Genomic DNA, 12,467 nt, shown 5'->3' with positions numbered 1-12,467 from the left:
TGGGTTTGCTATGATCAGTTGCGATACTCAAACTGGGTTGCTTGATGTAGAAGATGCATTACAAAATATGCAAGAGTTTGTGCGAATTAAATTAAAAACAGAATTCGTTCATATTAGACAAGCTAGAAATCGAGTGTTGTCTAAGGTTATTGCTTCACCTATACATGTCCCGATTTTTGATAATTCAGCCATGGATGGATTTGCGTTTTATATCAATGCAAATATTAATACAAGTCGCGGTCAAAAATTTGAGTTAGTGGGGCAATCTCTTGCTGGTCATCCATATTTAGGAGAGCCATTGCAGCCGAATCAATGTGTAAAAATTATGACTGGCGCAAAAATCCCTGAGGGTGCGAATTGTGTGTGTATGCAGGAAAATACCTCCTTTGCTGGGGGAATAGTCACAGTCCATACCCAATGTGAAAAATTGCAAAATATTCGCAATAAAGGTGAAGATATTCGCAAAGATGATGTGTTATTCCAAATAGGGCATCGTTTGAAAAGTTGCGATTTAGCAGTGCTTGCAAGTATTGGTTTATCAAAAGTAGAAGTATTTAGCCCTATTGTTGTTGCGTTATTTTCAACCGGGGATGAATTATTAGACGTTAATACCAATGAGATAACAGATTTATCAAATGGACAAATCTTTGAAAGCAATAGTTACGTATTGGTTTCAATGCTAGAAAGTTTTGGTGCAACGGTTATAAATTATGGGCATATTTCAGATGATGAAAACTCAATTAAACGCACATTTTTAAAAGCTACTGAACAAGCGGACGTCATTATTACCTCTGGTGGAGTGAGTGTTGGACAGGCTGATTTTACAAGAAAAGTATTAGATGAAATAGCCGTGATGCATTTTTGGAAATTAGCAATCAAGCCAGGTAAACCTTTTACATTTGGAAAATTAGAGGTTAAACCAAATGCTACGCCTACTTGGATATTTGCCTTACCAGGAAACCCAGTGTCAGCAACGGTCACCATGCATCAATTGGTACTGCCAATTTTAAGACAGGCTCAAAACGAAAAAGAAAGCAGTATCATACAAACTGCCGTCACCCAAAGTAAAATAAAAAAACGCCCTGGTCGTAAAGATTACCAGCGTGGTTTTGCATATAGTGAAGATGGTGTGCTTAAAGTAAGGCTTATCTCCCAACAAGGCTCAGGTTTAATGTTTGGGTTAAGCCAGGCAAATTGTTTTGTGATATTAGACAAAGTGCAATCGGATGTTGAAATTGGGTCAAACGTGAATATACAGTGGTTTGATGCGTATTTGTAATAACGAATATAAAATAATATTTCAATTTTTATTGCAAAATATTTAACGCCAATCAATTATGTCTATTTTGTTTTCCTTTGCCCAATTAAGTAAATCTTGAATGTCATTTAATAATAGTTCGACTAATTTAGGTATGTTAATAGTGTCGCCAAGTTTTAGTGCAGTTTCTAATTGTTCGGTTCGATCACGTAATGTTGGCACACCACAGTAATGCGTTGCTCCATGGAGTTTGTGAACCACACGAAGCAGTTCATCGTTTTGATTGGCTTGGTGGTATTGTTCAATTTTAATGTAATCATCATCTAATGAGTCAATTAACATGTTTAACATGTCTTGCGCTAAATCTGGTTTATTATTAGCAAGACTTAATCCTTCTTTTAGATCAACAATACAGGGTTGTTCGTTTTTATTATATTCTGAACTTGTGGATTTTATTTGGGATATTTGATTCTTGAGTTGATTCTTGAGTTGATAGTCGAGTTGATAGTCGAGTTGATAGTCGAGTTGATTGTTTGATAGGTCTGTCGCAGAGATATCCATCCCCGTCCATTTTTGAATGACTGCTTGAATTTGTTGTTCATCAATTGGTTTGGTTAAATAATCGTCAAATCCTTCTTGTAATAACATTTCTTTTTCCCCTGCTAGGGCATGTGCCGTCAGTGCTATGATGGATGTGTATTGTTGGCTTGGCTGTGATGAACGGATGGCTTTTGTGGTTTCTATTCCGTTCATTTCAGGCATTTGAATGTCCATAAATATTAAATCGAAATACTGCTGGTTGGCTTTTTCTAATGCTTCAAATCCATTTCTTGCTAAATGAATGTCTACTTTAAACTCACTTAAAATCACTGAAATCAGTTTTAAATTGATTTCATTATCATCCACGGCAAGAATATTAATCCCTGTAGATTCTGGTTTGGTAAGTGTTGAATCCATTGAATCAATTTTTCTTCGCTGATGGATTTGCTGTGCAGGTTTGTTTTCAAATTTTGAAATAGCATTGAGAATATCTTGTTGACGAAGAGGTTTGCTTAAATAGCGGTGTGCTAAGCGTTCAATTATTTTTTGCTCTCTTGATCCGTATTCTAAATTACTAAGCACAATCAATTGAATAGGATGCTTAGATTGTATGTCTTGTATTGTTGTATCAAATTGTTTTTGTTTATGATTGATCCCAATAATGGCGGTTTTATATTGTTCGTTTTGGCAAAGTGAAATGAAATTTTCAATATTTTCAGCGGTAATGAATGGGCAGTTGACACTATTTAAATGATGTTCGAGTGTGAGTAAGCTTGTTGGATTATTTTCAAAAATAATAACAGGGTTTTTATCAGCAAAGTTGTATTTAATGATTGGTTTGCTTGGTGCCAATGTGGCTTTTATGGTAAACCAAAATGTCGATCCTTTTGATTCTTCGCTTTCTACGGATATATCGCCATCCATTTGTTCAACGAGTTTTTTGCATATCACTAGCCCTAGTCCTGTGCCACCAAATTTTCGGGTTGTGGATGGGTCAGCTTGATTAAATGCATTAAAAATTCTATCTTGCTGATTTTTTTTAATTCCCACTCCGGTATCTTGAACGGATATTTTTAATGTAACTTGGTTTTCATTAGGGTGTGAATTTTCAACCATCACTCGAACGGTAATTTCACCTTGACTTGTAAATTTTACCGCGTTGGCAACTAGGTTGGACAAAATTTGACGAAAACGTACGGCATCAAGCATAAAATCAAATGGTGTGTCGTGGTAATGAATGTAGTTTAATTCAATATTTTTATGTTGAATTTCTGGTGCAAAAAGATGCAATGTTTCTTCAATGGATTCTCTTAAATTTACTTCGCGTAATTCAAGAGATAGTTTCCCAGCTTCTAATTTTGATAAGTCCAAAATACCATCTATTAAATATCGTAATCCTTGGGATGAAATACCAATCGTTTCAATAAAGGATTCTTGTTTTTTGGTTAGTTTTGTTTTTTTAAGTTGGTTTAAAAATCCAATAATACCATTAAGCGGGGTGCGAATTTCATGACTCATATTTGCTAAAAATTCACTTTTAGCATTGTTTGCTTCTGTTGCTTCTCTTCTTGCCATTTCTAATTCAATGTTTTGAATTTCAATGTTTTCAAGGTGTTGTTTTAAATCTTGATTGTCTTGGTCGGTACTGGTTTGTAATTCTTCTTGAGTGATTCTTAGATTTTTGGCAAGAGTGTTGATGTTGTCTGACAATAATTTAAGTTCTCCTTCGCCGTTAAATGCAATGAAATCAATATCTTGATTGTCATTAAATTTAAGTAGCTTTTCGTTTAAATTTATTACGGGTGAACTGATTTTTCTTGAAATATAAAATGCGTAAATTGCAAATAATATGGCCGAAATAAAACCTGCGAATAAATACAGCGAAATCATTTTGTATTTTTTGATCGTAATTGGATTTGTTGAAAATTCCAAAGCAAGATACCCAATAATAGGGGCGTTATTGTTTAAATGATTCGAATGATCAATTAAATCATATATGGGGATTAAAAAATGAATGCAGGCGTCTTGTTCATTATAAATAGTGGGTTTGCTGATGTCGTAATTGGTGTGTTCACTTGATCCAATGTTTGATATTGATTGAAATTGAGTGTCAAGTATGTTGATGCTACTAAGGCTGTCTTTGTTTAATGCTTGTCGTGTGATTTTTTCTAAAAAAGCGGTGTTGTTAAATTTAATGCCATAAATAAGTGTTTCACTAAGGCTGTTTGAAATTCGTTTAGCATTTTGTGTGAACTCTTGCTGGTTGTTTTGGTGTTGTTCATTGAAAAAATACCAAAGAATAGTGCTTGAAATAACTAAGCAAGGAATGAACACTGCGAGGAATATTTGTTGTTTTAAACTTAGTTTCATGGCTTTTTTGGATGATAGATAAAAAGCCATGATAGCACTAAATATACAGGCTCACTAGAACCGTTAATGCTTCAAGTGGGTATGATTTTGGTTTTCAATAGATTGAATGTTACGTGGGGTGGCAGACAGGCCAATTTCGATATTAGATTGATCCGATGCTTGCATATACATTCTTGCTTCGTCTTCACTGAGTTCAATGTCACCATGCCATGGCATTAATCGATATTTAGAGTCGTTGTTGCCATTAAAGTCCATAAATGGATATTTGATAATATTAAAATAAGGCGAGTAGTCAAAGTCTGAAGGGGTACAAAGCATAGGGTTGCGTTGAAAGAGTTGATATTTTCCCTCTATTTCACTTTGTTTTTTAACAAGCGGTAAAATAGGGTATTGGATAAATCCAAAAGCTTCAGCAATCATGGTTGAGCAAACTGTTTTAGTGCATCCACCGGGTTGCCATTGAAATAAAGAAGAGCGAAATCGTTTAGGTAAAAAAGACCAGGGGTAATAAAAGCGGGCTAAATCTAAAATTTGTCGAATGTGGTAATTAGTGCCTAAGCGATTTATTGCGTAGGCTAATACTTTTTGTGAATCGCTGTAAACCAAGTCGATGGGCCTACAAATTCGTATGTGTTTACGATCATATGTGCTCAGTGGGCGAATGACGGTGCCAAGGCCAAGTTGTGATTCAATGATTAATTGGGTGTTGGGTTGACCATCGAAGTTTTGTTTGATTGTTTCACGAAGTACAGGGTCTTCAATGTCATGAAGTCTGCCAATATAAAGACAAGCATGTGACCATCTTGATTGAGTGATGTTTTTAATTACTTCAGCTACTTTGGAATGCCCTTCAATTAATAACACATCGCAAGGTTTGATTTCGTGTTTGATTCGTTCAAAATCAGACAGCGGAAATGATGCCTCTTTGTTTTCGGACATTAACCATGATTCGAGTTTTTTATAGATGTTGCTAAAAATATTCATGTTTTGAATCGTAATTATGCTTTATATAGGTATAGTCTAAACATGGTTTTTTCACCACTAATGTAATAGGTTATTGCCTTACTTTGTTTAATAGGACACAAGTTTTATGATCGTCAATCTATCTAAGCGTCCCATAGATCCTAAGCAGGCCGGGATACTCAATGCTGCGTTAATGTTATTTTTACATTGGGATTTTAAAGATGTCACGGTAAAACAAATCATTAGTGCGGCAGATTTGAGTAAAGGGATATTTTACAAATATTATGGGAGTAAAAATGATTTGTTGTTGGATTTGTTGATGGATGAGGTGTTTCATGTTGATCAATGGGTTGCGCAGCATGATAAAGAGCTTAAGGATCGGCACTCAGTTAAGGCGTACTTTTTAATGATTGGTCGTCATTTGGAGCGGTATCAATTGCATCAGAGGATTGAGCGTTATTTGGTTGCTGTGGATTTAAAAGAATATTCGAAATTTAAGCGTTGGAAAAAACAGCATGGATTATGGATAAAACACCAATTGTTAAAGGGGGTAAGTGATGCTGATATTTTGTATGCTCAGTTGTGGTCAATGCTGGAGGGGTGTTCGCTTTTAAATGCAAATGCACATTTTCAATACTTAAGCGGTAAGCGGCATCCGTTTGAGTATTTTGTGCAAAAGATGGGATAAAGATTAGAGCCTTGCTGATAAGGAGTGCTTTAAATTTAAGTAAAAAAAAACCTGCACAAGGCAGGTTTTATATGTTGAATCTGTTTTTTGCAATTATGCAGGAACGATATCAACGAATTTACGGTTTTTGTCGCCACGAACAGCGAAAGAAACTTTACCGTCTGCTTTAGCAAACAAAGTATGGTCTGTGCCAATACCTACATTTTTACCAGCGTGGAAACGAGTTCCGCGTTGACGAATAATGATTGAACCAGCTGATACAGATTGACCACCGAAGGCTTTTACACCTAGGCGTTTACTTTCTGAATCACGGCCGTTGTTGGTACTACCACCAGCTTTCTTATGAGCCATTTTAATTACTCCAGTAAAAGGTTAAAAAATAAAAGTTAAATTATGCAGAGATGCTAGTAATTTTAACTTCAGTAAACCACTGACGGTGGCCCATTTGTTTCATGTGGTGCTTACGACGCTTGAATTTAAGAATTTTAATTTTCTTATGACGACCTTGAGATAAAATCTCAGCAGTCACTTTAGCGCCTTCAACAACAGGTTGACCGATTTTTACAGTTTCGCCATCGGCAACTAGTAAAATTTGATCAAAATTAATAGAAGATCCGATTTCAGCTTCGATTTTTTCTAGCTTAACGGTTTCACCTTCTTTCAGGCGGTATTGCTTACCACCACTTACGATAACAGCGTACATGTGCTTCTCCAAAAATAAAAGTAAACTGAAAATGTTACCAATTACTACCCGCTTCTAAAGGCAGTGCTTACGCCGCAGCACCCTATGGCAGGGAATCAAAATTCAGTGGGCGCGGATTATACCCAAGGTTATATTTTTTGTAAACACTCAATTGGGTTGAGTCATAATTTAATCTGTCTATATTGTTTTAAATAAGTGAAAAATTAATGGGGTTTACTAAGTAAATAAAAGTAAGGCAAACAAGGGGTGTACAGTAATTGATTGTCACTGTTAAAATGCTGAGTATCCATCAGTTATAAATTATTAGTATGCAATCAATTCAAGCGCTTATAAAAACCAACTTTGAGCAAGTTGATCAAGTAATTAATGAACAATTATCATCAGATGTGCCATTAGTTGAGCAAATCAGTGAGTATATCGTGCAAAGTGGCGGCAAGCGTTTGCGTCCAGTGTTGGTGCTTTTAAGTTGTGGTGTACTTAATAATTTAAATAAAGATTCAGCAAGCTTGGCTGCAGCCATTGAGTTCTTACATACTGCTACGTTATTACATGATGATGTAGTGGATACATCGGATATGCGTCGTGGTCGCTCAACGGCAAATCATAAATGGGGAAATGCGCCAAGCGTGTTAGTTGGAGACTTTTTATACGCGCGTTCTTTTGAATTATTGGTGAGCTTGCGCAATATGGATGTCATGGAATGTTTGTCCCAGGCTACTCGTGTGATTGCAGAAGGCGAGGTTATGCAACTTACTAATATTGGTAATGTGAATTTAACTCAAGAGCAATACTATGCGGTGATTTATGCAAAAACTGCCAAATTATTTGAAGCCTCTTGCGTGAGTGCGGCGATGTTAAATTATGCGGGTCCAAAACAAATCGAAGCATTAATTGAGTATGGCAAGCAATTGGGCTTAGCATTTCAATTGGTGGATGATGTTTTGGATTATACTGGGGATGCCAGTGTGATGGGTAAAAATGTGGGAGACGATTTAGCAGAAGGTAAGGCGACACTTCCGTTGATTTATTGTTTGGCTCATGCGCAGCAGGATCAAAAAAACTTAATTAAGCGTGCGATTATTAATGAAGGGCTGGAAGATTTGGAGCAAATTATTCAAATCATCCAAGATACCGGTGCCATTGAATATTCTATCGAGCAAGCAAAGCAAGCAGGTCAAAAAGCGTGTGATGCGTTAAGTGTCTTTGAATCCAATCCATATAAGGATGCCCTGTTACGTTTAGTTGATGTGGCTATCGATCGAGTAAGTTAAGCGCATTCAAGTTATGTCCCTTCTATAAAAGCAGTCAATTAATCAAAAGCAGTCAATTAATTAAAAGCAGTCAATTAATTTCAAGTCTTCGTGTCTATCATGATGACTATTGACTGTTACAATCCTTGTGTAACTCAATTAATCTTATTTCTTTTTGTGCACTTTAATCAAGGGTGAAGGATCTTGCGTATGTTTGGTAAAAAAACACTTATTTCCCTGTCTATTATTTGTGTCACTCTAGTTTTAATTATATTGATGGTGATGCAAAAAGAAGATGTCAGTAAAATTGAAAACAAAAATCAAGCAAAATATGTCACAACGGTAATAGCCAAAAAAGGAAATTGGTCTCCAATGCACTCTGTTATTGGGAAAATAGATACCGATAGTTTAAATGAAATACAATCTCAAGTTAGCGCAAAGGTGAAATCACTATTAGTTTATCCTGGTCAAACCGTGGAAAAGGGGCAGGTGTTAATTGAATTAGATCCATTAAATGCCCAGCGAGAATTACAGCGATTAAATGCACAATTACAAGATATGACTGCGCAAATTGAAATTCAAAAAAGGCAGCATAAGCTTGATCGTTCGCTGTTGGAATTTGATAAAGAGCAATTTAAAAAAGCACAGGATAATTACACAAGAGAAAAGACATTACTTGCAAAACAATTAATATCAAATAGTCAGTTTGAACAAATTGTGACTCAATTGAATCAAGCAGAGCGTACTGTGTTGCAAAGAAAGCTTGCAGTTGAGAGTCAACAGGCTCAACAAATGCAATTAATGTCCAATTTAAATCAATTAAACATAAGTATTGATGCGCAAAATGAGCAAATTCAATTGCATACAATTACAGCATCATTTGATGGTGTTATCGGTGCTTTAAATTTAAAGGTGGGTCAGTCAGTCATTGTTGGTCAAAATCTATTGGTATTGTTTAATGATCAATCTCGATTATTCAAAGTAAGTGTTGCATCAAAATTGGCGCAGCAGATTGAATCAAAGTTAATGATAAATAATCAGCAATATTCGATATTAACAGTCGATCCAATCATAAATTTCGAGCAAGCTGGGCAGGAAGTGGTGTTTGATATTTCAGGACAGGCATTGGCATTAAATAGCCATCAATACGGCTATTGGGTTTCTCCTGTTGTTGAGAATAGTTTTTTACTGGAGCCCAAAGCATTGTTTGAATATGAGCGGGTATATTATTTGAAAGAGGTGCAAAAGGATTTTGTTTTAGAGGAGGCGAAGGTCATTTTGCATGGCATTCATATTTTGGATGAAAAAGAGTATTGGGTAGCTACTTCTGATTCGTTGCCCGAAGAGCCGTTATTGTTGACCAGTAAACTTTCTAATTTATATAGTGGTATTGAAGTAACAAATAAATTGCCTGAACCAAAAGATTCTAATAATGACGAATTGATTTCACAGGATATTTCGAGCAATGCTGGTAATTCAACTGATGTTGAAACTGACGCAGGGGAATAATCATGCTTTCATATTTTGTTCGACATCGATTAGCTGCCAATATTCTAATGGTGTTTATGCTTGTAGCGGGGATCATTGCAATGCAAAAGACCCCCATTACTTTGATGCCAGATGTGAGTGTCCCATATGCTTCATTGAATGTTGAGTATGAAGGTGTCAGTGCTGAAATAATTGCAAATGATATTGTTTACCCTTTAACGCAAAGCATTAAACAAAGTGTGGGTGTCGAAAGTGTAAAAGCTTATGTCTCAAATGGAAATTTATACTTAGGAGTGCAGTTTTTATTAAGTGCAAAAATGGATAAAGCAGTACCTGACGTCCAAAAAATAATTAATCAATTTGATTGGCCAGTTGGAGTAGATGTTCCAAATATTGTACAGGAGGTGATTTTAGAACCTGTTGGTTTAATTATTTTAAGTGTGGATGGTAGTTTAAATTCATTACGCGAAATAGCGTTGGATGCTAAGCAATCCTTAATTGCGAGTGGTTTGGCGGATGTTGAAATCTGGGGGTTATCTGGTACGGATATATATTGGCGGCCAAAATTACAAACATGGATGGATTTAAATCAAGATCCAGTGCAAATATCACAACTATTAGCTGGCCAAATTTCACGTTCTTCAGCAGGTATTAGTGGTCGACAGTCATTAATGGTTGGGGAGGTTGTTGAGGGTGGGCAAAATTTGTCTCAGCTTACTATTGGTCAAACTCCTATAAATTTGTTGCATGAATTAGAGGATTTAAGTGCACAGGATGCATCATTAAATGTGAATGGAAACCCTGCTGTAATATTAAATATTGTGCGTTCAGCATCCATGGGGACGATTGAGTCGGGACAAAGAATTGATAAATGGGTGGATGCTTACAAAGCACAACATGGGTCGGTTATTTATATTTCCAGTTTCAGTGATACTGCGAAATTTGTACAAGGGCATTTGGATTTATTAACAAATAATGCGCTATTTGGTTTGATATTGGTGTTGTTGACATTGTTTATTTTATTAAATAGCCGGGTGGCTTTTTGGACAGCTGCAGGAATTCCTGTGGCGATATTTGCCACATTAGGGTTGTTGTACGTTATTGATGGAAACTTAAATATATTCAGTATTTTTGCATTATTAATTGCTCTTGGCATTGTGGTGGATGATGCAATTGTTATTAGTGAAGAAACGTTGACACTTAAAAAATCAGGTATGAATGCGCCTGATGCTGCAATTCATGGGGTGAGACGAATGTTCGCACCAGTGATGGCCGCGGCGCTTACGTCCATTGCAGCTTTTTCTCCTTTATTATTTTTACCAGGCGCTTTTGGTGAATTGTTAAAGCCTGTTCCATTAGTGATTATTTGTGTGTTAGTTGCATCATTGTTTGAATGTTTTTTTGTTTTGCCAGGACATTTAAATCACTCTTTGGCTAAATCGAATAATAAAAAAGAAAGTAAGTTAAGAATAAAAGTCGATAATGCATTTAGTCGATTGAGAGATGGTATATTTCGATCATTTGTACAGTTGGTTTCACAAAATAGAGGGGTGACAATATTAGCTGCATGTTCTTTATTGTTGATCAGTTTTATTATGGTTAAGACTGATGTGGTGAAATTTAACCCTGACATGGATGTGGAATTTAATAATGCGTCGTTAACAGTAAGCTTTTATGATGAAACCACAGAACAGCAGCAAAAAGATTATGCTGCTTATTTAATTCAAACATTAAAACAAGTAGAGCTTGATTATCCCAATTTAATTAAACAGCATATTTATTCTCAAGAAATCTATAATAAAAAGTTAGAAGTGTATATTGAATTGCTGGATATAGATGATAGAGATCAGCAATGGAAAAATGCTCAGGTAATGGATTATTGGAAGTCATTAATTAAATCTAATGAAATAGTAAAAGAAATAAAATCCAGTGAGGATGCGCCAGAAGATAGGGGTGGGTCTAATACAAGTTTGATAAGTTTTCAGTTTCAGTCAAATAATTTAATAAACCTTAAAGCAGCGGTGGCTCAAACCAAAGAAAAGTTAAATGAAGTTGCTTATTTAACAGATGTGAATGATGATTTTAGATCTGGATCAATGGAATTAAAAGTTAAAGCAAATGCCTTGGCTAGGCAGCTAGGTATGACGGATCAATATATTATGACGCAGGCCTCTAAGTGGTTAAGTCCAAAAAAAGTAGTGGACTTATCAAGACAAGAATCTAAATCGAGTTTTTATGTTGGAGTGGATCGTGATGAATCTTGGGGGTTAGAGCAGATAAATCGCTTACCTATTACGTCTTTAAATGGTGATATTTATACGCTTGAGCAATTAACAGAGCAAAGCAGGCAAATTACAATTAATGGGTTCTCAATTAATGATGGTCAAATCAGTGCGCGTGTTAGTGCTAGGATTTCAGATGAATCGCTAAAAGTATCGGATGTCTCAAGTGCTTTATTGCAGACAATTGTTAATCCAATAAAAACTCAATTTGGCCTAAATGCTGAAATTTCTGGAGGGGCGAAATCGGTTCAAGAATTAATCGATGCGTTAATGGTTGCAATTCCTGCTGCGTTATTGCTGATTTTTTTAATTTTGGCTTGGGTCTTTCAATCATGGTTGTGGCCTATCGCTGTGGTTGTTGCGATTCCTTTTTCAATGACTGGTGCTGTATTTGGTCATTGGTTGATGGGGGCGGATTTTACTTTTCTGTCGGTTCTGGGGTTGTTTGGTGTGGCGGGCATTGTGGTTAATGATTCGATTATTTTAATAGATCGATTTAGGCAGTTACTCGAAAAAGGCATGGACAAAATAGAGGCGATCGTAGAGGCCTCCTGTCAGCGCTTTCGTGCGGTATTGTTAACCAGTGTTACAACAGTGATTGGTTTGGTGCCTATATTATTTGAAACATCAATACAGGCGCAAATTGTAAAGACAATGGCGATTTCATTAGCATTTGGGTTGTTGTACGGCACAATTGTCGTGTTGGTGATTACTCCTTGCGTGGTGAGTTTTATGCGGGTTAAGCATATTACTGAAGCTTCTCACTGTGATAAATGAATCTAATTCGATTAAAAATTAAAATAGAGTGGGTTTGGGTGCGGGGTATATTGTGCAAAATTGGATCAATTGATTGGTTTGATCGTTTAAAAAACAAACAAAACGGCAAATCTTCCTTATTAATCAAGCAGTTAGTGAAAAAAAATGT

9 protein-coding genes are annotated in these 12,467 nt (G+C 36.0%); 5 read left to right on the top strand and 4 right to left on the bottom strand.

The window, feature by feature from the left end:
• Positions 1 to 10 precede the first annotated feature (10 nt).
• Positions 11 to 1,279: a gephyrin-like molybdotransferase Glp gene (gene glp, locus TYM08_RS12235; RefSeq protein WP_422379430.1), complete on the top strand. Its 1,269-nt coding sequence runs from the start codon at positions 11 to 13 to the stop codon at positions 1,277 to 1,279.
• Between the two features lie 42 nt (positions 1,280 to 1,321).
• On the opposite strand, the gene TYM08_RS12230 is transcribed toward glp, so the two are convergent.
• Both TYM08_RS12230 and TYM08_RS12225 read right to left on the bottom strand, forming a co-directional pair.
• On the bottom strand, positions 1,322 to 4,198 hold the full coding sequence (locus tag TYM08_RS12230) for a response regulator (protein ID WP_422379429.1): 2,877 nt from the start codon (positions 4,196 to 4,198) through the stop codon (positions 1,322 to 1,324).
• Between the two features lie 33 nt (positions 4,199 to 4,231).
• Entirely contained in the window at positions 4,232 to 5,152 is a 921-nt protein-coding gene (locus tag TYM08_RS12225) for a hypothetical protein (protein WP_422379428.1), read from the bottom strand.
• Positions 5,153 to 5,258: 106 nt separating this feature from the next.
• On the opposite strand from TYM08_RS12225, the gene TYM08_RS12220 reads away from it, so the two are divergent.
• On the top strand, positions 5,259 to 5,819 hold the full coding sequence (locus tag TYM08_RS12220; RefSeq protein ID WP_422379427.1) for a TetR/AcrR family transcriptional regulator: 561 nt from the start codon (positions 5,259 to 5,261) through the stop codon (positions 5,817 to 5,819).
• A gap of 93 nt (positions 5,820 to 5,912) precedes the next feature.
• On the opposite strand, the gene rpmA is transcribed toward TYM08_RS12220, so the two are convergent.
• A complete protein-coding gene (rpmA, locus tag TYM08_RS12215; protein WP_422379426.1) occupies positions 5,913 to 6,170 on the bottom strand; it encodes a 50S ribosomal protein L27 in 258 nt (85 codons plus the stop codon).
• Positions 6,171 to 6,210: 40 nt separating this feature from the next.
• Complete coding sequence (rplU, locus tag TYM08_RS12210) at positions 6,211 to 6,522, bottom strand: 50S ribosomal protein L21 (protein WP_422379425.1); 312 nt, start codon at positions 6,520 to 6,522, stop codon at positions 6,211 to 6,213.
• Between the two features lie 308 nt (positions 6,523 to 6,830).
• Between rplU and TYM08_RS12205 the strand changes: the two genes are divergently transcribed.
• The 3 genes from TYM08_RS12205 (at position 6,831) to TYM08_RS12195 (ending at position 12,319) form a co-directional block, all read left to right on the top strand.
• The gene (locus tag TYM08_RS12205) at positions 6,831 to 7,793 is read left to right on the top strand and encodes a polyprenyl synthetase family protein (RefSeq protein ID WP_422379424.1); all 963 of its coding nucleotides are present in this window, start codon (positions 6,831 to 6,833) and stop codon (positions 7,791 to 7,793) included.
• Between the two features lie 189 nt (positions 7,794 to 7,982).
• A complete protein-coding gene (locus TYM08_RS12200) occupies positions 7,983 to 9,281 on the top strand; it encodes an HlyD family secretion protein (RefSeq protein ID WP_422379423.1) in 1,299 nt (432 codons plus the stop codon).
• 2 nt (positions 9,282 to 9,283) lie between these two features.
• Positions 9,284 to 12,319: an efflux RND transporter permease subunit gene (locus tag TYM08_RS12195; RefSeq protein WP_422379422.1), complete on the top strand. Its 3,036-nt coding sequence runs from the start codon at positions 9,284 to 9,286 to the stop codon at positions 12,317 to 12,319.
• Positions 12,320 to 12,467 lie beyond the last annotated feature (148 nt).

Source organism: Marinicellulosiphila megalodicopiae, from assembly GCF_045862395.1.
Taxonomy (GTDB): domain Bacteria; phylum Pseudomonadota; class Gammaproteobacteria; order Pseudomonadales; family Natronospirillaceae; genus Marinicellulosiphila; species Marinicellulosiphila megalodicopiae.
Note: the sequence above shows the minus strand (reverse complement) of the source record. Positions and strands in the feature narration are given on the sequence as shown.